The sequence below is a fragment of the Xanthomonas sp. NCPPB 3200 genome (genome assembly GCF_056393585.1).
On sequence record NZ_CM150785.1, the window covers coordinates 695,887 to 717,554 of the forward strand.

At 65.5% G+C, this 21,668-nt stretch carries 20 protein-coding genes and 1 pseudogene; 11 read left to right on the forward strand and 10 right to left on the reverse strand.

Features of this window, described 5'->3' with window-relative positions; all coding sequences use genetic code 11:
• Nucleotides 1–53 precede the first annotated feature (53 nt).
• The 6 genes from AC06DU_RS02985 (at nt 54) to AC06DU_RS03010 (ending at nt 7,837) form a co-directional block, all read left to right on the forward strand.
• Nucleotides 54–887: an oxidoreductase gene (locus AC06DU_RS02985; protein WP_478203519.1), complete on the forward strand. Its 834-nt coding sequence runs from the start codon at nt 54–56 to the stop codon at nt 885–887.
• A gap of 137 nt (nt 888–1,024) precedes the next feature.
• Complete coding sequence (locus tag AC06DU_RS02990) at nt 1,025–1,255, forward strand: hypothetical protein (RefSeq protein ID WP_478203521.1); 231 nt, start codon at nt 1,025–1,027, stop codon at nt 1,253–1,255.
• 319 nt (nt 1,256–1,574) lie between these two features.
• Nucleotides 1,575–2,147: an RNA polymerase sigma factor gene (locus AC06DU_RS02995; RefSeq protein WP_226426886.1), complete on the forward strand. Its 573-nt coding sequence runs from the start codon at nt 1,575–1,577 to the stop codon at nt 2,145–2,147.
• A gap of 93 nt (nt 2,148–2,240) precedes the next feature.
• Nucleotides 2,241–2,564 carry a DUF4880 domain-containing protein gene (locus tag AC06DU_RS03000; RefSeq protein ID WP_160955266.1) on the forward strand — a complete coding sequence of 108 codons (324 nt, stop codon included), beginning with the start codon at nt 2,241–2,243 and terminating at the stop codon, nt 2,562–2,564.
• A gap of 680 nt (nt 2,565–3,244) precedes the next feature.
• Entirely contained in the window at nt 3,245–5,692 is a 2,448-nt protein-coding gene (locus tag AC06DU_RS03005) for a TonB-dependent receptor plug domain-containing protein (protein WP_478203522.1), read from the forward strand.
• A 69-nt stretch (nt 5,693–5,761) separates the two neighbouring features.
• Nucleotides 5,762–7,837 carry an Atxe2 family lasso peptide isopeptidase gene (locus AC06DU_RS03010; protein ID WP_478203524.1) on the forward strand — a complete coding sequence of 692 codons (2,076 nt, stop codon included), beginning with the start codon at nt 5,762–5,764 and terminating at the stop codon, nt 7,835–7,837.
• Nucleotides 7,838–7,905: 68 nt separating this feature from the next.
• Here the strand turns inward: AC06DU_RS03010 and AC06DU_RS03015 are convergent, their stop codons facing one another.
• The 7 genes from AC06DU_RS03015 to AC06DU_RS03045 form a co-directional block, all read right to left on the reverse strand.
• A complete protein-coding gene (locus AC06DU_RS03015; protein ID WP_478203526.1) occupies nt 7,906–9,639 on the reverse strand; it encodes a lasso peptide isopeptide bond-forming cyclase in 1,734 nt (577 codons plus the stop codon).
• A complete protein-coding gene (locus tag AC06DU_RS03020; protein ID WP_435012881.1) occupies nt 9,639–10,313 on the reverse strand; it encodes a lasso peptide biosynthesis B2 protein in 675 nt (224 codons plus the stop codon). Before AC06DU_RS03020 ends, AC06DU_RS03015 begins: the two co-directional genes overlap by 1 nt.
• Nucleotides 10,314–10,421: 108 nt before the next feature.
• Nucleotides 10,422–10,568, reverse strand: coding sequence for a benenodin family lasso peptide (locus AC06DU_RS03025; RefSeq protein ID WP_016903880.1), 147 nt, complete (start codon nt 10,566–10,568; stop codon nt 10,422–10,424).
• A 48-nt stretch (nt 10,569–10,616) separates the two neighbouring features.
• Complete coding sequence (locus AC06DU_RS03030) at nt 10,617–10,757, reverse strand: lasso peptide xanthomonin 1 (RefSeq protein ID WP_104538648.1); 141 nt, start codon at nt 10,755–10,757, stop codon at nt 10,617–10,619.
• 246 nt (nt 10,758–11,003) lie between these two features.
• Complete coding sequence (locus AC06DU_RS03035) at nt 11,004–11,645, reverse strand: GntR family transcriptional regulator (RefSeq protein ID WP_478203528.1); 642 nt, start codon at nt 11,643–11,645, stop codon at nt 11,004–11,006.
• Between the two features lie 285 nt (nt 11,646–11,930).
• Nucleotides 11,931–12,956, reverse strand: coding sequence for an alpha/beta hydrolase (locus AC06DU_RS03040; RefSeq protein ID WP_065032158.1), 1,026 nt, complete (start codon nt 12,954–12,956; stop codon nt 11,931–11,933).
• Between the two features lie 135 nt (nt 12,957–13,091).
• Nucleotides 13,092–14,678, reverse strand: a complete 1,587-nt coding sequence (locus AC06DU_RS03045) for an SDR family NAD(P)-dependent oxidoreductase (RefSeq protein WP_115043063.1) — start codon at nt 14,676–14,678, stop codon at nt 13,092–13,094.
• Nucleotides 14,679–14,896: 218 nt separating this feature from the next.
• On the opposite strand from AC06DU_RS03045, the pseudogene AC06DU_RS03050 reads away from it, so the two are divergent.
• The 3 genes and pseudogenes from AC06DU_RS03050 to AC06DU_RS03060 all read left to right on the forward strand — a co-directional run.
• Nucleotides 14,897–15,016: pseudogene (locus AC06DU_RS03050) on the forward strand (SPFH domain-containing protein); the annotation flags it as partial.
• A 173-nt stretch (nt 15,017–15,189) separates the two neighbouring features.
• On the forward strand, nt 15,190–16,164 hold the full coding sequence (locus AC06DU_RS03055) for a glutathione S-transferase family protein (protein WP_039513158.1): 975 nt from the start codon (nt 15,190–15,192) through the stop codon (nt 16,162–16,164).
• 79 nt (nt 16,165–16,243) lie between these two features.
• Nucleotides 16,244–16,639, forward strand: coding sequence for a VOC family protein (locus AC06DU_RS03060; RefSeq protein ID WP_478203530.1), 396 nt, complete (start codon nt 16,244–16,246; stop codon nt 16,637–16,639).
• A gap of 142 nt (nt 16,640–16,781) precedes the next feature.
• Here the strand turns inward: AC06DU_RS03060 and AC06DU_RS03065 are convergent, their stop codons facing one another.
• The 3 genes from AC06DU_RS03065 to AC06DU_RS03075 form a co-directional block, all read right to left on the reverse strand.
• Nucleotides 16,782–17,243 carry a hypothetical protein gene (locus tag AC06DU_RS03065; RefSeq protein ID WP_054592329.1) on the reverse strand — a complete coding sequence of 154 codons (462 nt, stop codon included), beginning with the start codon at nt 17,241–17,243 and terminating at the stop codon, nt 16,782–16,784.
• Nucleotides 17,244–17,459: 216 nt separating this feature from the next.
• Complete coding sequence (locus tag AC06DU_RS03070; protein ID WP_039531075.1) at nt 17,460–18,455, reverse strand: alpha/beta hydrolase; 996 nt, start codon at nt 18,453–18,455, stop codon at nt 17,460–17,462.
• A complete protein-coding gene (locus AC06DU_RS03075) occupies nt 18,455–19,078 on the reverse strand; it encodes a YiiX/YebB-like N1pC/P60 family cysteine hydrolase (RefSeq protein WP_039531073.1) in 624 nt (207 codons plus the stop codon). Before AC06DU_RS03075 ends, AC06DU_RS03070 begins: the two co-directional genes overlap by 1 nt.
• Nucleotides 19,079–19,227: 149 nt before the next feature.
• Between AC06DU_RS03075 and AC06DU_RS03080 the strand changes: the two genes are divergently transcribed.
• Together AC06DU_RS03080 and AC06DU_RS03085 are read left to right on the forward strand one after the other, a co-directional pair.
• On the forward strand, nt 19,228–19,563 hold the full coding sequence (locus AC06DU_RS03080; RefSeq protein ID WP_186810929.1) for a DUF3817 domain-containing protein: 336 nt from the start codon (nt 19,228–19,230) through the stop codon (nt 19,561–19,563).
• Between the two features lie 123 nt (nt 19,564–19,686).
• On the forward strand, nt 19,687–21,663 hold the full coding sequence (locus tag AC06DU_RS03085) for an alpha/beta hydrolase family protein (protein ID WP_478203531.1): 1,977 nt from the start codon (nt 19,687–19,689) through the stop codon (nt 21,661–21,663).
• The last annotated feature ends 5 nt before the right edge of the window (nt 21,664–21,668 follow it).

Genomic DNA, 21,668 nt, shown 5'->3' on the forward strand with positions numbered 1-21,668 from the left:
GACCTGGCAATGGTGGCGGATTATGCATTCCAAGACCAACCAACGGAGCACCCATGGGCAACCCGAAGACCCTCCTCATCACCGGTGTCAGTAGCGGTTTGGGCCGTGCCCTGGCTCGGCAAGCCGTCGCCCAGGGCCACGTGGTCATCGGTACCGTTCGCAACGCGGCAGCGAAACGCATCTTTGAAGACCTCGCTCCCGGGAAGGTTCATGGCCGCCTCCTCGACGTCACCGACTTCGCCGCCATCGACGGCGTCATCGCCGAAGTGGAGGAGAATGTCGGCCCGGTCGACGTCCTCGTAAACAACGCTGGCTACGGCCACGAAGGCATCATGGAGGAGTCGCCTCTCGAGGAGATGCGCCGCCAGTTCGATGTCAACGTATTCGGCGCCGTCGCCATGATGAAGGCCGTGTTGCCGTACATGCGCCAGCGCCGCCGCGGCCACATCCTCAACATCACCTCGATGGGCGGCCACATCACCATGCCCGGCATCGGATACTACTGCGGCAGCAAATTCGCGCTGGAAGGCATCTCCGAGACGCTGGGCAAGGAAGTTGGTCCGCTAGGCATCGCGGTGACAGCGGTGGCGCCGGGTTCGTTTCGCACCGATTGGGCGGGGCGTTCGATGCAGCGGGCGCCGCGATCCATCGCGGATTACGACGCCATCTTTGATCCCATCCGCCAGGCCCGCGAGGAAAAGAGTGGCAAGCAGCTAGGCGACCCGGTGAAGGCAGCACGCGCGATGCTGAAGGTGATTGCCGCGGAAAATCCGCCGGCGCATTTGCTTCTGGGGAGCGATGCGTTGACGCTGGTGCGAGCCAAGCTGGCTGCGTTCGCAGCGTCCATCGCCGATTGGGAAAAGGTGACCATTTCAACCGACGGCTGAAGATGCGTCTCTGGTGCAGCGCACTTGCTAGCGAAGAGGGGGAGCGCGATGAGTCTTATCGCGAGCACCGATCGGCGCCCCTACAACACGGGGTAGCGGGGGTGGCACCGGGCAGGTAGTTCAGTTCATGAAGGGCAATGAACACCGATTCCGCGCTTCTGGCCCGTTTCCCAAAGGATGGAGTGACGGCTTTGGTGTTGATGAAACCAGACTTGGCGGACGATGCGTCGTACGAGTGCCGAACGATGTCGGTAGCAATCGGCCTTGTTGCTTACAAACCTCACGTCTGGATCGTGTCCGCCACGTCAGATCTCGCACCAGCTGGAAGAACGGATGACCCGTATCTGGAAAGGGCGAGCATCTGGTGATTTCTGACGGCGAATCGGTCATGCAGTATCGCCGGTGCAAGTGACAGGGTTGAGGTGTGCAGCACGTGTGTGTTGATGTGGACGGAGGCTGACTGACGCGCAAAACGTAGGGGGTTAGCATCGCTTGCCGTCATAGAAGAGGTGGGGCTGCGGTTCGGGGTGCGGCGCCCACCACCCACTCTCCATCTTTCGGCTGCACTGCTCATGTTCAGATCCACTTGCATGACCCTCGCGCGCGCGTTGCGCTGGTGCGTCGTGTCGCAGGATGCGTGGGGGAGTTGGTGGGCAGCGGCACTTGGCCGAAGGCGCGGCGATCACGATGAGCTCGCGTGACGGGCCGCCCATGGCGCGCGGGCAGCCGTCGCTCGCCGAGAGGGACCGTCTCCGCGCCGAGTTCGACCAGGCATTGGCCGCACTGCATGCCGAGCTGTTGGTATACCTGCGCCGCCGTACGCGCGATGCCGAGACCGCTGCAGACCTGGCACAGGAGACCTTCTCGCGGATGATGGTGTACCGCGATGCGCCCAACATCGGCGACCGCCGGCTGCTGATGTACCGCATCGCGCACAACCTGGTGATCGAGCAGCGGCGCTCGCGTCAGCGGCGGCTGGCGGCGCAGCACGTGTCGCTGGACCAGGTTGCGCCGATCAGCGCCGACGAGGCCGGCGTGGACGAGATTGCCGATGCGCGCCAGACACTCGATGTGCTGCTCAAGCGCACCTTGCTTGAGCTGCCGCCAAAGTGCCGGCTTGCGTTCAAGCTCAGCCGGTTCGACGGGCTCACCTATCCGCAGATCGCCGCGAAGATGGGGATCTCCACCAAGATGGTGGAGAAGCACATCAGCCGTGCGCTGCTGGCGTGCCGCGCGGCGGTGGGGGAACTGCCGCAGTAACCGGGCTGCAAGGCGGCTGGCTGGCGTTGCCGGAAGATGCTGGTAGCATCGTGCGCGAGGCCGCAGCAGACGGCCCGTCGGGAGTCACCAGCCATGCGTGCAGAGTCCGGGCGCATCCACGCGCAGGCGGCCGCCTATCTCGTTCGACGCGGCAGCGAGACTGCTGCCGAGCGCGCTGCGCGCGAGGCGTGGCTGGCTGCCGATCCGCGCCACCGTGCGGCCTACCAGCAGTTGCTCGACGTGGACGAACACGCGTCGGCAGTGCTGGATGATCCCGAGTTGCAGGCCGCCACTGCACGCGATCTGGAACTGCTGACGCCGGCCTCCGGCCGGCGTCGTCGCTGGCCCTGGCTGTTGCTGGCAGCGATGCTGGTTGCCGCGATCGGCTACGCGGTGCATCACCTGCTGGTGCAGTAGCGCGCACTCAGCGCTCGGCACTCAGCAAACCGCACTGCGTGTTGCGGAAACCGTTGAATGTGCGCTCTGTTGCAGCGCTGCCTGCATATTGCACACGTTACTGGTAGGGCATTGCGCTTGCGCAACATCACTTGTTGTCGGGGGACGCAATGGCGATGGTGCCGCGCCCAGGACGCGAAGGATGCACATGCAAGCACGACGGGCAGTATCGGGGAGCGGTGTCGGTTTTGATCATGCACGCAGCAGACTGGCCTTGGCGGTGGTCTCGCTGCTGTCGCTGCACAACCTTGCGGCGCAGGAACGCACTGCTGTGCAACGCGTGCAAACCCCAGCGGTGGAAGCGGATGCGCAGCGCGGTGATGCGCCTGTGCACGTAGCCACGGCCGGCATGCTCTGGTGATGGCGATGCAGGCGTAGTGGACGCGTAGCAGGTAGTGGGGAAAGGGCAATTGCATACACAGCGATGACGTGTCGGGCCCGGATGGGTGCCGAGCCATTTTGCGTGCGCAATGATTGCTCGAAAATCAAACAGTTAGTGATACTGGTCGCTGCCCGCCGCGTTGCGGTGCCCGCGTTTTAGCAGTGGGTGCAGGACCGATCTTGCTCAGCTGGCGATGCGGGTCGGGTCGACCCGGAGTGCGCCGTCGGCGGGCCAACCCAGGCAAGCCAAAGGACGCAGCATGAAGACACGCACGTTACGCAACGCCATTTCCATCGCCCTACTAGCCGTGGCGAGCGGGGCGGCAGGTGCGGTGGGGGCACGGGCAGCGACAGCGCAGGGGGCGACGCAAGCTCCGGCAGCGGCGCAGAAAACGCCGGCAGCCGTGGCACCGAACGCAGGCGAGCCGCCCAGGCCCGGCTCGCCGGAGGCTGCGATTGCGGCGACCGCGCCGGCGCAAACCGCCGCGACCGAGTTGGAGTCCATCGAAGTCACCGGCACGCGCATCAAGGGCGGTGCAGTTCCGTCGCCGGTGATTTCGATCAGCGCGGCGCGTATCCAGGAAGAGGATTTCAGCGATCTGGGCGAGGTGATCCGCAGCGTGCCGCAGAACTTCTCCGGTGGACAGAACCCGGGCGTGCTGAGCGGCAATCTGGCCGGGGCCGGCAATGCCAACCAGAATATGACCGGCGGCGCGAGCCTCAACCTGCGCGGGCTGGGCGCCGATGCCACGCTCACCCTGCTCAATGGGCGCCGGCTGGCCTATGGTGGATTCACCCAGGCGGTGGACCTCAGCGCGATCCCGGTGGAGGCAGTGGAGCGGCTGGAGATCGTGGCCGACGGTGCGTCGGCAATCTATGGGTCGGACGCGGTGGGTGGCGTCGGTAATGTGATCCTCAAGCGCGACTACGACGGGGTGAGCGTTGGCACGCGCTTCGGGCGGGCCACGCAAGGCGGGCTCACCTCGCGGCAATACAGCGTTACGGCCGGCACCACCTGGCGCAGTGGTGGAGTGATCGCGACCTATCAGGACGCGTCCGCAGACCCCATCTACAGCCGTCAGCGTAGTTACACCACTCAACTCACCGACCCGTCCACGCTGTATCCGGGCAGCGACCTGCGCAGCGGGCTGCTGAGTGCCTACCAGGCGCTGGGCGACAACGCCGAATTGCGCCTGGATGCGTTACGCACTGAACGCGACCAACTGCACTTTTACGCTGTCAGTGGCCGCAACAGCCGGGTCACTCCGACCACCACCAGCCTGCTGCTGTCACCGAGCCTTGTGGTGTGGTTGCCCAACGACTGGACGCTGACATTGGGCGCCACCGACGGCAACAGCAAGCACGATCAATACCGCCAGGAGACGGCGCTGGCCAGCGGTGCGGTGAGCGTGACCGACCTGTGCTATTGCAACGACAGCCGCAGTTACGAGCTGGGCGCCGAAGGGCCGCTGTTCGCGCTGCCGGCAGGCGATGCGCGCCTGGCCACCGGGGTGGGGTATCGCAGCAACACGTTCCGTAACGTCAACCACGTCAGTGGCGCGGCGACGATCGACGGCAGCGAAAGTGCGCGCTTTGCCTATGCGGAGCTGAACCTGCCGGTGGTGGGCCCGGCACAGGGCGTGCCCGGTGTGCAGCGACTGACGCTGACAGCGGCGGTGCGCGGGGAGGACTACAGCAGCTTCGGCGGGGTGACGACGCCCAAGTTCGGTGTGCTGTATGCGCCTGGCAGCGATGTGACGCTCAAGGCCTCGTGGGGCAAGTCGTTCAAGGCGCCCACGCTGTTCGAGCGCAACTACGCGCAGGAGGCGTGGCTGTTCCAGCCGGGCGCGTTCGGCGGGGTAGGCTTTCCCGCCGGGACGACGGTGCTGGTGGCCGATGGCGGCAACCAGGATCTGCAGCCGGAGCGCGCCATCACCCGCTCGGTCTCGCTGGCCTGGCACCCCGAGGCGTTGGATGGCCTGGAGGCGGAGCTGACCTGGTTCGGGGTGGACTACAGCAACCGCGTGTTGCAGCCGATCGCCAATGCCAGCCAGGCGTTGCGCAATCCGATCTACGCGCCCTTCGTGGACCGCACGCCGACGCCGCAGGCGCAGGCCGATGTGATCGCGCTCGCCAGCCGATTCTCCAACTTTGCCGGCGTCGCCTACGACCCGAGCCGGGTGGCGGCAATCATCTACACGCAGTACGCCAACGTGGCGCAGCAGGACATCGAGGGTCTGGACCTGAGCGGTAGCTACCGGGTGGCGTTGGCGCGCGGCACGCTGACCTTGCGCGGCTCGGCGAGCTGGCTGGACAGCACGCAGCGGACACTCCCCGCGCAACCGACGTTCGATCTGTCCGGCACGCTGTTCAACCCGCCCAAGCTGAGCAGCCGCGTGGGCGCGGTGTGGAAGCAGGGCGGGCTTACCGCCTCGCTGTTCGGCAACTACCGCGGCGGGGTGCGCAACCGCGCCGACGGGGTGGAGTCGGCATCGTTCACCACATTCGATATGGCGTTGCGCTACGCCACCGGCGCACGCGGCGATGCGTGGGCGGGGCTGGAGTTCGGTGCGTCGGTGGACAACGCCTTCGATCGCGATCCGCCGTTGTATCGGGTGACCTCGCCGCTGTACGTGGCGCCGTACGACTCCACCAACTATTCGGCGATTGGTCGCTTCGTGAGCGTGTCGGTGTCCAAGCACTGGTGATGCGTGGGCTGCCTGCTGCAGCCGATGTATTGGCGATGGTCCTTGAGCGTTGCTGAGAGGAGTGTGTGTGTGAGGAATCACAAACCATGGCGCCTGCTGCTTGCAGGCGTGCTGATGGCGGCAGGTGCATGCGTGGGACACGCGCAAACGGTATCGTCCCAGCGATTGCTGGAGGTGGTGGATATCGGCAGCCCCACGCTGTCGCCGGATGGCCGCAGCGTGGCCTTTCGCACCGAGCAGGCAGCGGTGCAGCGCAATACCTACGACAGCGTCTGGTACGTGCAGGGCCTGCAGGACGCTGCGCCCAGACGCATTGCCGATGGCGGCGTGCCCTTGCGCGATTCGGCAGGCGGGTCCTTGCCTGCAAAGGTGCTGTGGTCGCCGGATGGTCGCTGGCTGTACTACCGCGCGTTGATCGATGACGTGATTGCGGTGTGGCGCGCGGCGGCGGACGGTTCCGGCGCGCAAGCGGTGACCCACGATGCGGCCGACGTGCAGGAGTTTTCGCTGGACGCGGATGGGCGGGTGCTGCGTTACCGCGTCGGCGCCACGCGCGCGCAGGTCATGGCGGCCGAACAGGACGAGTATGCGCAAGGCATCCGGATCGACGAGACGGTGCCGCTCGGGCAGGGCCTGTTCCGCTCGGGCAATGTGCAAGGACGCCTGGCGACGCAGCGCTTCGGCACGGTGTGGTTCGATCGCACCGGCTTGTCGGCGGATGTGCCGGAGCACTGGCTGGCGCTGGACCTGGCCACGGTAACCACGCGGCCACTCGCGGATGCGCCGGTGCCCGCGGAGGAATCGCCCGTCAGTACGCACGGTGTCGACGGTGACGTGTGGCAGTCCGTGCCTGCGCCCGGTGGTGCGGTGGCGGTGTTGTCGCGTGTGGGTGATGGCAAGGGCCAGCTATTCCGTCCGCAGGTGGCGCTGTCAGTCCTGCCCGGTGCACACGCCCGCAAGGCCGTGCGCTGCACCGCGGCGGCCTGCGTGGACAAGACAATCAGTGCAGTGCAGTGGCGCCCGGGGAATGCGGAGGTGCTCTTCACCATCACCGATCCTGCATTGGGCCTGGCGCAATCCATCCAGCGCTGGAATCCGGCCACCGGGCGGGTGCGGTTGGTGGTGCAGGGGCGCGGTTTGATCAATGGCGGGCGTGACCCGGCGGCACGCTGCGGTGCCTCGGCCGTTGCGCTGGTGTGCGTGACAGCCGAAGCCGATCGCCCGCCGCGTCTGGAACGTATCGGCCTGGACGATGGCACGCGGCAGGTGCTGTTCGATCCAAATGCGGAGCTTGCAGCGGACATGGCGCGTGCAACGCCTGCACGGCTGTTGCAGTGGAGCGATGCACGTGGGCGGCGATACAGCGGGCAGTTCTTCGCGGCACACGGTACCGGCGCGGGCAAGCCGCCGTTGTTCGTCACCTACTACAGCTGCCCTGGCTTCGTACGCGGTGGCGTGGGCGATGAGTGGCCGCTCGCCGCGTTGGCGCAGGTAGGCATCGCAGCGCTGTGCATCAATCAGCTGCCCGGCTACACCATGGATGCGGTGGAACGGCACGGCGAAGGGCTGGCGGCGGTGGAAAGCGCGGTGGCGTTGTTGTCGTCACAGGCCGGCATCGATCGCACGCGGGTGGGCATGGGCGGGCTGAGCTTCGGCGGTGCGGTGACCCTGTGGACGGCCACTGAGTCGAACCTGCTGGCCGCCGCTTCGGTAGCCAACCCGGTGGTGTCGCCGTCGTACTACCTGTTCGGCAGCATGAAGGGCGAGCCCTTCCTCAAGGGGCTGCGCGACATGTGGGGCCTGGGTGCACCGGAGCAGACACCCGAGCGATGGAAAGTGTTGTCGCCGGCGTTCAAGCTGGAGCGGATTCGCGCGCCGATCCTGTTCCAGCATTCCGAGCAGGAGTATCTGTACGCGCTGGATTACCTGATTCCCCTGCTGCGTGCGCAACGCGCCGAGTTGTACGTGTTTGCGAACGAGCCGCACCAGAAGTTCCAGCCGCAGCACAAGTTGGCCGTATATGCGCGCAACGTTGATTGGTTCCGCTTCTGGTTGCAGGACTACCAGGACGCTGCGCCGGAAAAGGCCGCGCAGTATGCGCGCTGGCGCGCAATCAAGGCGGCACTGCCGTCGCGTGGCGACTAGCGTGTGTGGCGCAGCTGACGCGTGGCACGTTGGCAGCTGCGCCACGCACCTACGCAGTGCAGGCAACCTCAGCGCTGATGACGGACCCAGTTCTCGACCGCGCACAGGTCGAAGATGCGCATGACGCTGTGGTCGCCGTCGGCCACTGTGTGGTCGAAATGGTGGCGCAGGGCATCGGCGTCCAGCAGCCCCTGGCCTGCAAGCCGACCCTGCAGCAGATAATCGCGGATCTGCTGCCTGCCCCGACGATAGACCGCGCCGGAGTAGTTCATGAAGGTGCCTTTGCTGCGGCGATGCAGAATCTGCGCAGGCAGCACATCCGCAAACGCATCGCGTGCGACGGCGCGATTGCGGCCGCCAGCGATCCACATCCAGCTCGGCACTGTCAGGCAGGCCTCCACCACCGGTTGCGAGAGCAGCGGCATGCGCAGGTGCCACGATGCACTGCGCGCCAGTCCATCACGGAACACCTGGGTGCCGGCCAGATCGACGATACGTTCGCGGTCGCCGGGCAGGCTGTCGGGTGGGGCATCGAACCAGGGATGCGATTGCAATGGAACCTCAGCCTGCGTGCCTAGCAGGAACGATCGCTCCGGCTTGCGTGGCGGTCCGGCCTTGGCGAGGAGTTTCTTGATCGTCAACCTGCCTGCTTTCCACAGCGTGCACTGGTGCAGTTCGACAAGTGCATGGACTGCGCTGAAGCCGGCGCGCAGGCCGCCTGCACGGAAGGCGTCTGCGGCGGGCGCGGCGGTTCTGGTGTTGCAGAACACGGTGTCGCCACCGCCGCCGGAAAAGAAACTGGTGATGGCCAGCTGCGTGCCGATCGCTTCTTTCAGCGCATTGGAGGCATGCTGCAGAAACCAGGTGCTGGGCGCGACCGCATGTGCCGGCGGTGCGAAATCGACCGGTGCAGCGTCGAACCCCATGGTGCGCACGATCAGCTCGGTGCCCAACAGATCGCTAATCTGCCGGGCATAGTGCCGTTCGTCGGCGCCAGGCACCGGCGTAACCAGATTGCAGCACGCCACGCGCGCGGTGGTGTCTTTCAGGCATGCAGCCAGGATGGAGGAGTCCAGGCCGCCAGAGAGTTCCAGCAGCACGGACACATCGGTCCGCGCCCAACACGTGACGCTGGAGGCGACCGCCTGACGCAGCTGTGCCTGTGCGTCGAGTGGGTCGTGCCGGCGCCGAGAGGCTGCGACGAAATCCCAGGGGTTCCAGACTTGCTCGACACGGCTGCGGTTGGACTGCAGACACAGCTGGCTGCCCGGCAGCAATTCGCGTATGCCGACAAGCCCGGTGCGCTCGGTCTTGAGGTGCGGGTAGTGCAGATGATGGGCGATGGAGTCCCAGTCGATCTCACGCGTGTACACACCGGCATGCGTGGCGATCGAAATGTCTGAAGTGATAAAGCCATGCTGTAGCGCGTAAACGCATGCCACGCCGCCGGAAGGCTCGCGCATGACGGTGATGGCGCTGGGATCCGCGCGCGGTGCATGCAACAGCAGGTACTCGCCCCAGTGCGTCTCGATCAGGTGCCGCGTCCGCTGTGCCGCGGACAACGCATGCAGCGATGCGCCGTCCAGCAAAGGGGCGTTGTCGCGCTGCGAAAAGACATGGCCGATCAGTGCGCCACCACCAGGCAGGTCGAGCACGGGCGTGTCGTCTGATGCATACAGGTCGATGTGCCCAGTGCGTTGCCGTAGCTGTAACCCGATCTGGCGCAACAACGCATCGATGCCGGCGCGGTCGCCATCGCGGTGCACCTGCGCATGGTTGAACAAGGCGATGTAGCGGTACATCACACCACCCGGATGGGGGTATGCGCGTGGACGTTGCCGACCGTGTCGTTCAGGACCAGATCGCCTGTCTGTACCCAGCAATGGGCCGAAAACGGATCGAGTGCGACTCCGAAGACAAGCTGGGCGTCGAGCTGGCGCCTACGCAGGAATCTTGCCAATGCGACTGAATCGAGCAGGCAGCGCATCTCGACCGGCACCCACACGCGTGCTCGCTGGAAGGTGGACGCTGCATCGGTGAGCCGTTGCTCGAGTCCGGCGAGCGAGCGTTGCTGCATCCCCCGACGCTGTGCTCCAGCGGAGAGGCTGCCAAGTACCCTGCCAAGCGGGGTGCGCTTCAATGCCAGGCGTGTGGACAGCACAAGTGCCAGCACCTCGAGCTTTTCAAGCAGCTGTGGTCGTCGCGCCGGTACAGGCATTTCCATCGCGCTACGCAAAACAGGCATGACGGGAAGCTGCGGGCCGGCGGTCGCTTGCGACCGTTCCACCAGCAAGCCCCGTTCGACAAGGTCGTTGATCTCCAGGTCCGACACCGGGTCATGCGCCAGGTAGGCGAGCAGGGAGTGCTCCAGTGCATGGGGCAGGCGGAAGTAGCGGTCGTTGCCGACATCCAGAAACACCAGGCGCTCGCCAATGCGGCAGAACGTTAGGTCGTTGCGCAATGTGTAGCGGTGCATGGCGCTGTCCTTGAGAGAAGGGGCGCACCGTTGCAGTGCGCCCCGTGACCTGGGAAGTTGCTCACCGGCATGTACAGCCGAGTGGCGACCGCCGCGCGTTGGCAGCGCCTAGTCCTGGCTGATGCCCAGCGTGGTGCTGCCACCCATTTCTTCGCCTGCCAGTGGCCCGCCCTGCGTGTCCAGGCTTGCGATCCCAAGCACGATGAGATCCTGACCAAACGTCGTGGTGTGCGCGTCGTTGTTGCTGGTATCCATGGTCTCTACTCCTGGTGGGAGAGGCGTGCACTCAGGCACGCCTCGGGTTCACTCTTCGGAAATGCCAGGCACGTTGAAGCCGCCGATTTCTTCGCCAGCGAGCGGGCCGCCTTTGGTGTCGGTGCTGGCAACGCCAAGCACCGTGATCTCGCTGGATGCATCGCTGTAGGTGGTGTCATTGATGTTCATCGCTGTCTCCTGGTTGTGTCATGGGAATCCATGACGCAGATACGTTAGGAAACAGGTGTATTGATTTTCAAATGATTAAGTCGTAACACCGTCATAATTAAATGCACTGTGTGACCGTCATCGAAGATGGCCGCGCAAATCTGGCTGGTGGTGTCGCATCGCACCTTTCACGCCACATCAGGCGCACGTCACAGGCAGCTCGCAAGCACAGCATGCAGATCCCGCGATGTGCTGCGCTGACGACACTCAGTCGCCGAAGCTGGAAGCCTGGTTGATGCGCTCATTCATGACCGCCACGATGCGCGGCACGGCCTGGATGCGGCGTACGTGATAGGCATGCAACGCTGTCTGCAACGCGGCAAGGTTGCGCTGCTGCCAGTGCAGCGTGAGCTCTGCCAGTTCTTCTTCGAGAGAGTCGAGCAGGCCATGTTTGGCATGTCGCACCGGTGCCAACCGGTCGTTGGTCTGCCTGACGGCATGATGCAGCGACCAATGCGCCGTGGCATGGGCGATGGCGTCGAAGAGCTTCCAGGTCTGCTTGACCACGTCAGCAGGTGCGGTGGTGGTCTCCAACTCGCCAGCGGCGTGCGGTGTCGATGCAACGCCGATATCGCAGGCCATCCGCAGCAGGCGGTCCATCCAGTCGTAAAGATCCCGCAGTGCGACCTCGGTGAGCAGCGGCACCTGCAAGCCATAGCGTGCGTGATCGATGACCAGGCCTTCGCCGACCAGGCGATGCAACGCAAGGCGTACCGGCGTGGGGCTGACCTTGAACTCGGCAGCCAACGTTGTCGGATCGATGCGCTGACCGGGTCGATACCGGCCGGATTGCAGTGCGTGCCTGACCTGCGTATAGGCGATGGTAGTTTTGGAGTGGATCCCATGCATGGCGAACTCCTTGTCTGACCGCGACTCCTCCCTGGCCGGATCGTACATGCAATGGCTGCGGCAGGAGTTGCTGCGGTAGTCCTTTTTAGTCCCAGGCCTGTCGCATCGTGCTGCCTACGAGGCAGGCTCGGAGCCAATACCCTGTCCCGACAGTAATAGTTTTAATAACGCACAAACTGGGATCAAAAAAGAGGGCCGCCTGGTATGCCAGGGCGGCCCTCGTGTGGACATTATCTGTTCCTGCTATCGCGTGGCACGCCCGTCGTGCCAGACGCTGTGCCTTGTTTAGCGGAACGACTCGCGCAGCCGCTTGCCTGCGTACTCCTGCGCGGCCTTCGCCTTGGCAACGACTGCGGCGCAACCGAAGAACTCGTGCGTCACGCCGGTGTAGACCTCACGCTCGACCGGTACGTTGGCGTCCTTCAGCGCATCTTCCAGCTTGGCGCCATCGCTGCGCAGCGGGTCGATGGTGGCGTTGATGATCGTTACCGGTGCCAGGCCGCGCAGGTTGGCGTTGACCAGGTCCAGACGCGTATCCGCCTTGTCGGCGTCGCTGCGGATCAGGTGCCCCACGAACCATTCGATCATGGCCTTGTTCAGGGGCTTGGCGATGGCGTTTTCGATGTAGGACTCGGTGTGCAGGCTGCCGGTCTGCCCGACCGGGTAGACCGCCAGGATATGCGTCGGTGCCGGCAGCCCCTTGTCGCGTGCGGCCACGGCCGTGGCGATGGCGAGGTTGCCGCCGGCGCTCTCGCCCGCGAGTGCGACGCGCTGCGGGTTGCCGCCGATGCTTGCCGCGTTTGCCAGCACCCACTCATAGGCGGCGAGCGCGTCGTCCCAGGCGGCGGGGAACTTGTGTTCGGGCGCCTGGCGATAGTCGACCGAGACCACGATGGCGCCGGTTTCCTTGGCGAGCCCGCGCGCGCCGCCGTCATAGACCTCGGCATTGGCGATCACCCAGCCACCGCCGTGGAAATAGACGATGACCGGCAGTGCGGTGCCGCCCTGTGGGGTATAGACGAAGGCCGGGAGATTGCCGGCAGGCGTTTCCAGCGTGTGGGAGGTGCGCTTGACGCCGGGCACCAGCGCCTCCGGGTCGGCGGACTTGCCCTGGTCGTGCAGGAGCTTCTTGACCGCGTCGGCAATGGTCGGCTGCTGCCGGGCTTCGGCCGGCGTCAGCTTCTCGATGGCCTTGGGTTCGAGCGCATCGTGGGCCTGGGCCAGGTCGTGCATGTCGTCGTCGGCACGGATGGCGCCGATGACGTTGGAAAGGGTGTCGATGATCGGGTTGGGCTTGCCGTGCTCTGTCATGTGGGCGTCTCGGTTGATTGACCGTGACGCTAGCGGCGGTGCAGTCAATGGGGCGACAAGGGAGCTCGGCCGTTATGCACATGGCGGCAACATTTGCAGCAGGCGCCGGTGCAGGCACCTGCCGATTGAGAGCCCTCACCAATCCGTCGGCGCATAGTCCTTTAGGAACTGCCCCCACACATGCTCGCCGGTGTTGGCGCCGTGGATGATGGGGTCGACGATGCGCGCGGCGCCGTCGACGATGTCCAGCGGCGGGTGGAAGCGTTCCTGCTGAACCTTGAGCGCGGCGATGTCCGCCGGATCCTCGTCGGTGACCCAGCCGGTGTCGACGCTGTTCATGTGGATGCCGTCGTTCTGGTAATCGGCCGCCGAGGTGCGCGTCATCATGTTCAACGCAGCCTTGGCCATGTTGGTATGCGGATGCCGGGTGGTCTTGAAGTTGCGGTAGAACTGCCCTTCCATCGCCGAGACGTTGACAATGTGCTTGTCGCGCTCGGGCGTGCGCAGCATCAGCGGCTTCAGCCGCGCGTTGATGATGAAGGGCGCGATGGCGTTGACCAGCTGGGTTTCCAGCAGTTCCACCGAGGGCACTTCGTCCATCAGCAGGCGCCAGGAGTTGCGCCCGCGCAGATCCACCTGCTGCAGGTCCTGATCCAGGCGTCCATCCGGGAACAGGTGCTGCTGGCCGACCAGTTCGTCGTCCAGCAACGCCACCTGCGACAGCTCGGCGGCGCGGGTGAGCCCATCGGCGCCGTCCAGGCCGCGGCCATGCACCGCCGGCAGCGCCATTGCCGAGGCATCGCGCAGCAGTTCGGGCGTGCGCAGGCCCTCGTAATGGCCGACCAGGTTGCGTACGGTTTCCGGCAACTCGTGCAGCGCGGCGGTCTCGCCGGCCATCATGTGCGCGTAGAACTGCGGCGGGCGGCGCACCGTCTGGCAGGCGTTGTTGATGATGAAGTCCAGCCGGTCGCGGGTGGCCAGCAGCTGGCTGCAGAACGCTTCTACGCTGGGGGTGTGGCGCAGATCCAGGCCGAACACCTGCAGGCGATGGCCCCATTCGTTGAAGTCCGGCTCCTGCGCATAGCGCGCGGCCGAATCGCGCGGAAACCGCGTGGTGACGATCAGTTCGGCGCCGGCGCGCAGCAGCTTCAAACCGGCCTGATAGCCGATCTTGACCCGTCCGCCGGTCAGCAGCGCCACGCGTCCGCGCAGGTCGGCGGTTTCGGTGCGCTTGAAGTAGTTCAGCTCGGCGCAGGCCGGGCACATCTGGTCGTAGAAATGATGCAGCTGGGTGAACTTCTGCTTGCAGACGTAGCAGTGGCGCAGTTCCGGCGAATGCGTGGGCTCCGGTGCGGCAGTGGCATTCTGGCCGTTGTGCGCGTCGTGCAGGCCGGCGGCATGCGGCGGGAAGAAGTTGGGCGTGCTGAACACCGGTTTGCGCCGCAGCGCGCGGATGCCGCGCTGCTCGAGCAGCGCCTCGGCCTTGCGCACCTTCTCCTGGTGCCGCTCGCGCTCGCGCTGCTTGAGCAGCTGCCGCCGCGCCTTGGGCTCGGGGTGATAGACCCTGGCCACCACCTGGTGCAGCCGCACGCGGTCGGCCTCGGGCAGCGTGTCGAGCACGCTGCGGTCGGCCTCGATGGCCTCTAGCAGGTCCAGCGCCGCGCGCAGGCGGTCGGTCAGGGGCAGGTCGTCGGCGGGCGGGGGTGGGGCGTTGGTGTTCAAGATGGATCCGGAAAAGAGCGACAGAAGGCGGAGCGCATGCAGCGGGCGGCGCGGTGGACGCGATGGATGGCGGCCAGCGGCCACGCTGGCCTGGACCGCTGCCGCCGCAGGCCGGAGCGTCCGGACCGCGGCTATTTTCGCCGATCCCGAGGTGTTGATGCCAATGGCGTGCCAAGGCAGTGGCAGCGGTGATGACTCCGGTGCCCAGGACGTATCTGATCGGCCTGACGCCCGAGCAGTACCTGGCCAGCCAGATCGCCGAACTCAATGCCGATGCCTGCAAGAAGGCGCAGGCCTGCTACATGGTGCCTTCCGGCACGTCGGTGATTGCCAGGTAGCGTGCGCTGCCGGCCGATGGCAACGCGGGGCTCCTGTTGCCTTGCAGCGGTGGGTCTTCGGTCTGCAAACGCTGCTGGCTGCTCGCGTCCGCTCACGCCACCACGGCCGCTCACGCACTCTCCAGACCGGCTGGGCTAGGGTTGCGGCCTACTGTGGTAGCGGAGAAGGCAGCATGGGCCTGTTGGTCGATGGCAAGTGGCAGGACAGTTGGTACGACACCGACAAGAGCGGTGGGCGTTTCGAGCGCTCGCAATCGCAGTTCCGCAATTGGGTGACGCGCGATGGCAGCCCCGGCCCGCATGGGGACGGTGGCTTTCAGGCCGCTCCCGGGCGCTATCACCTGTATGTGTCGCTGGCCTGCCCGTGGGCGCATCGCACATTGATCTTCCGGCGCCTGAAAGGCCTGGAGTCGATGATCGACGTGTCGGTGGTGCACTGGCTGATGGGCAAGCAGGGCTGGACGTTTGCGCCAGGGCCGGGCGTGGTGGGCGATGCGCTCCACCAGGCGCAGCATCTGTACGAGGTCTATCTGAAGGCGGATCCGCAGTATTCCGGGCGCGTGACCGTGCCGGTGCTTTGGGATCGCGAGCGCAACACGGTGGTCAGCAACGAGTCGGCCGACATCATCCGCATGTTCAATAGCGCCTTCGACGCGGTCGGCGCTGCGCCCGGCGATTTCTATCCGGCGCCGCTGCGCGAGCAGATCGATGCGATCAATGCGCGCGTGTACGACACCGTCAACAATGGCGTGTACAAGGCAGGCTTCGCCACCACGCAGGCTGCGTACGAAGAGGCGGTGGTGCCGCTATTCGAGAGCCTGGATTGGCTGGATGCGCGCCTGGGCCAGCAGCGCTACCTGTGCGGCGACCGGCTCACCGAAGCGGACTGGCGCCTGTTCACCACGCTGGTGCGTTTCGACGCGGTGTATGTCGGCCATTTCAAGTGCAACCTGCGGCGCATTGCCGATTATCCGCAGTTGTCCGGCTACCTGCGTGAGCTGTATCAGATGCCGGGTATCGCAGACACGGTGAATTTCCAGCACATCAAGCACCATTACTACCAGAGTCACGACATGATCAACCCCACCGGCATCGTGCCGCTGGGGCCGGTGCTGGATCTGCAGGCGCCGCACGGGCGTGGCGGCTGATGCAGCTGTTCGCCGAATGCTGCCGGATATCCACGTGCTGCCCTAAGCTGCGCGCCTTCGATACGAACAGGAGTGATGCGTGCTGAATCATGTGATGGTGGGATCGAACGATATCGCGCGATCCAGGCAGTTCTACGATGCAGTGCTCGGCGGCGTCCTGGGGGCCGCCGAACCGCTGGTCAATCCTGCCAACTCGGGCCATGTGCGCCTGTTTTATCGCCACGCCGGCAGTACGTTCGTTGTCAGCGAGCCGATCAACGATGCGCCCGCGACCAACGGCAACGGCGCCACCGTGGGCTTCAGCTGCGGCTCGCCCGAGCAGGTGCAGGCCTTCCACGAAGCTGCGGTGGCGGCAGGTGGGATGTCCATCGAAGATCCACCGGGCGTGCGTGAGAGCCGCATGGGGCCGGTCTGGCTGGCCTACGTGCGCGACCCGGACGGCAACAAGCTGTGCGCGATCTATCGGCCTGCGTAGGCTGTAATCCCTGCGCTGCTGCAACTGCCGCAGCGCGAGCGCGCACCGAGTCATCGCTTCGCTATGGCGACGGTAAAACGGCCGTCGCCATGGCGCGCCCTGTGGTTGCAGCGCGCGACAGGCTTAGGTGAATGAGGTCGCGCTAGTGCTTGGCCGCGTCGCGCATGATCAACGTCGCTGCGCCCACCGTGATCGCGTCTTCGACCACGCCGGTGCTGGTCTGGCCGTAGCGGTCGATCGCACGCATGCGCAGGTTGAAGGTGAGATAGGCGGCCGCCACTGCGGTGGACGCTCCCAGCAGTGCGGCGACGCCGCGCTGATGGCGCGGAGCCAGGGCCGTGCCGACGATCACGCCGGTGGCGATGCGCGCGATCATGCCGGGCAGCACGATGCGGTCGGGCGCGGTTTTCATCTTGTCGCCTGCCAGTTCGCCGCCGGCAAGCGCGAGCATGCCGGCCGACGCCAGCGGATTGGCCAGCAGCGGCGGTGCGCCGTTGTCGGCAGGAAGCTTGCCGGTACGCGCAGCATTGGTGACCGCCGCCAGCGGCGTCATCGAGCGCATGCCGGCGACGGCGCCCATCAGGATGGAATGAATCAAAGCCATGTACACCTCTGCGTGTGCTCAACAATCGCAGGCGGAATGCGCTGCGTGCGGCACGCTGTATGGATGTGCACACACTAGGCCGGCGCATGTATGGGCGTTGGCAAGAGCTTGTGCATGCCTTGCATTGGCGGCGCCCGCACGGCACTGGATGTGCTTGCGATGCGCCGCCGGGAATGTATCGGCTTGCGCCGCGCAACCAGGCGCGCGGCATTGCACTCAGGGAGCCTTGGTGCCCAACAGGAACTTCAGCCCATGGGTGATGCCGCGCGGCGCGACACTCAGGTGATCTTCGTCGTTGAGCACCTCCAGCTCCAGCTGCAGCGACGGATACTGTCTCGCGCGCAGCGTCTGCACCAGGTTCCTGGCATCGATCACCATGTCGTACTGCTTGTTGTAGCGCACCTGCTCGTACTCGCCGACATACATGTAGACCCGCGCCGGCGCATCGGTGTGTACCGCAGCGAAGCGCTTTTCCTGCGCGGCCGTGGCGTGCTCGCCGTACCAATACGAGGGGCTGCCAAGCAGATAGCCGGAAAACATCTGCGGTGTGCTCAACAGGATCTGGGTGCCGAGCAGGCCACCGTAGGAATGCCCGAGAAACAGGCGCTTGCCTTCGTCGGTTCGGTAGCGGCCGGCAATGAAGGGCAGCACCTGCTGGCGCAGGTAGGACGCGTAGGCCGTACTGCCACCGTGGGTTGCATTGGGCGGTGCGGTGCCGCCATTTTCCAGCGTCGGGGTGTAATCGCGCCGCCGGCTGGGCATTGGCTCATCGCCCACCGCGTAGGACAGCCCGACCAGGATGAAGTCCTTGATCGCCGGCCCGTCGCCGTTCAAGCGGCGCGCGATCTGCCGCACCACCGGGAACGCATAGTCGCTATCGGTGACGTAAAGAACCGGATAGCGACGCTCCGGGTGGTCGGCGTAGCCGGCCGGCAAGCCGACAACGACCTGATAGCGGCGGCCTGATGCCGGATCCGGGACATCCCAAACCTGGCTGTCGACAATCTCGTACGGCTGGCCTTCGCCGCGTTGCCCAGCTAGCGCGGTGGCCATGGCCGCTTTGGCAGGTGCCGGTGCTTGCTGCGGCACAGCCGCCTTTTCCTGCGGTGCGGGTGGTGCATTGATGCAGCCAACCAGTGACAAGGCGAGCAGCCCTGCCGGCAATGCCTTGTTCAACGTTCTCTCCTGACCACGCGCGGCATTCCCGCGCATCAATTCAAACGGCCGACATACGCCAGCACGGGAGCAGCCGCCATATCGTTCGGGTTGGTGCCGGGCAGGCCTTGCGGCACGTCCATGCCCTTGCTGCGGTAAAAGTCGGTCCAGTACTGCGAGATCTTGCCGGTCTGCAGGTTCTTGAAGTTCATCGGTTGCAGGACGAACACGTGTTGGGCGCGAAACGCGCGTTCGATGAAGTCCGAGCAGTAGTAGCTGTTGTCGTCCTGCACGTAGGTCTGGTTGTAAGGCTTGCCGAGCATGCGCCGTGCCTGCGCGATGGCGCCGGGGATCGCATTGCGCTGTTCTTCCGTCAGCCGGTACACATGGATCTGCCGATGCTTGGCATTGGCTTCTTCGACGAATGCCTGCAGCGGCTGCTGCCGCGAGCCTTGTTCGTCTGCGTGCAGCAGCACCTGTCCGGTAGCGTCATGGGCGAGCAGTGCCACATGATCGAAGCTGGGGGCATCCTGCCTGGCGGTGGCATCGTCGATGGCACCGCTCAGGCCGGTGCGGGCGGCGGTGACGAACAGCAAGTCGCCGTCCTGCAGCTGTACGGCGATGGAGGTGGTGGGCAGCAGTGCCAGTGCAAGCACGGCGAGCAAGAAGAGGGTGCGCATGGGAGGCCGGCAGGTGGTGCAAGGGCCACCATTATCGCCAGGAACGCGGGCCGGCTGCCGATGCGCGATGCGCTCTGTAGAATGCAACTGCCAGCGGGCGTCGTCGCCGCCATCGCGTCGCGGCAATCCCTGTCCGTCTGGAGTGTTGCATGCGTGCTTCTTCTGCGTTGTCGCCGATCGGCCGGCTGTTTGCGGTGGCCGCCTTTATCGAGGGGCTGACCTGGGCCGGGTTGTTGCTCGGCATGTTGCTCAAGTACGGCACGCACACCACCGAGCTTGTGGTGTGGCTGTTCGGGCGCCTGCATGGCGCGGCCTTCCTGTTCTATGTGGCGGTCAGCGTGCTTGCCGCGTTGCGGCTGCGCTGGCCGTGGTGGGCATGGGCGCTGAGCCTGCTGGCCGCATTGCCGCCGCTGGTGACGGTGCCGCTGGAAATGTGGTTCCGGCGTATCGGTCTGTTGGGCCCGCGCGCACGCACCGGTACCTGAGCATGTCGGCGCAGGCCAAGCAACATTGATGCCGCGTGCTTTGCATGGCATCGCGGCAGACGATGGACTCCACAAACCGCCTTTGCCACCATAGGCGGACCAAGGAAGAGGCGGAGTGTCGCAATGCATTATTGGATGAGGGTGGCGACTGCCGCGCTGGCAGTGGCAATGACCATCGCGGTGCCGGCTCGCGCGCAGACGCCGCCGCAACCGCTGGATCTGACGCCCTATCTCAAAAGCGACCAGTTCGAGCGGATCAAGATCTCGCCGACGGGTGAGTATTTCGCGCTCACCATGCCGCTGGAAGATCGCACCGTACTGGGCATCGTACGGCGGCAGGACAAGATGGCCACCGCGAAAGTCACCGGTGGCGCCAATAGCGTGGTGGACGATTTCTGGTGGGCCAGCGACGACCGCATCGTGGTGTCGATGGCGCAGCGGCTGGGGTCGCGCGACGAGCCGATGGCGATCGGCCAGCTGCATGCCATCGACGCCGATGGCAAGAATGGCGGCCTGTTGGCCAGCCCCTATGGCACCAATCCGGATATCAACGGCGTGCAGTTGAAGATGGACCTGGAGCCAGGCACGTTCATGCTCGATACCTTGCCGGGCGATCCGCGCAACATTCTGGTGTCGACGATCCCGTTCGTCGGCGACCCGAACATCCGCATCGACAAGCTGGACATCCAGACCGGCCGGCGCAGTACCGTGGCGACCTCGCCGGTGCGGCGCGCAAACTTCGTGACCGATCAGCAGGGACGCATCCGCTTTGCCAACGGCGCCGACGTGAGCAACGTCAGCAAGCTGTATTACCGCGACGACGATGCCGCACCGTGGCGGTTGGTCAATGATGCCGCCAGCAGCGGGCATCGCGAATTTCCGCTCGGTTTTGCGGCCGATGGCAGCCAGGCCTATCTGCAGGTGGAACAGGCGAGCGGCACCGATGTGCTGGTGGGATGGGACCCGGCCAGCGGCAAATCCACGCCGTTGTTGCACGACGACACCGTCGACCCCTACCGGATCCTGCGCGATCTGGACGGCACCACGCCGATCGGCGCGTCCTACATGAGCGACCGGGTGCGCAACCGCTTCTTCGACGAGAAGTCGCCGACGGCCAGGCTCTACCGCAGCCTGGAAAAAGCCTTCGACGGCAACGCGGTCTACATCACCTCGGCCACCCGCGACCGTCGCCTGGTGCTGGTGTACGTGTGGAGCGATCGCAATAACGGCGACTATTACCTGTTCGATACGGTCAGCAAGCATGCCGACCGCGTGTTCAGCCGCCGCGAGTGGTTCCCGCCCGATGCCGTCCCGGCAAGCAGGCAGGTAAGTTTCCAGGCGCGCGATGGCCTGCAGTTGCACGGCTATCTGACCCAGCCGCTGCATGCCGAGGCAGGCACGCCGCTGCCGTTGATCGTGATGCCGCACGGCGGGCCGTTCGATGTCTTCGACAAATGGGAGTTCGATGACGAGGCGCAGCTGCTGGCCGCCGCGGGCTACGCGGTGCTGCGCGTCAATTACCGCGGTTCGGCCAATTACGGGCGTGCCTTCACCCAGGCCGGCGCCAGGGAGTGGGGCGGGCGCATGCAGGACGATCTCACCGACGCCACCCGCTGGGCCATCGCGCAAGGCGTGGCCGATGCCTCGCGCATCTGTCTCTACGGCGCCAGTTACGGTGGCTATGCTGCGCTGATGGGCGTTGCGAAGGAACCGACCCTGTATCGCTGCGCCGCCGGCTATGTCGGCGTCTACGATCTGGACATGATGGCGCGCGACACCGCGCGCTACGCGCGCTGGGCCAAGAACTGGACCGGCGACTGGCTGGGCGCCCGCGACACCCTGGCGGCACGCTCGCCGGTGATGCTGGCCAGGCAGATCAAGGTGCCGGTGTTTCTGGCGGCAGGCGGCAAGGACGAGCGTGCGCCGATCGAACACACCAAGCGCATGGAGCGCGCACTGAAAGGCGCCGGCGTGCCGGTGGAGGCGCTGTATTTCCCCAATGAAGGCCACGGCTTCTACACCGAGCCGCATCGTCGCGAGTACTACACCCGCTTGCTGGCGTTCCTGAGCACGCAGTTAGGCGGCAGTACGGCGAAGTAAGCGGT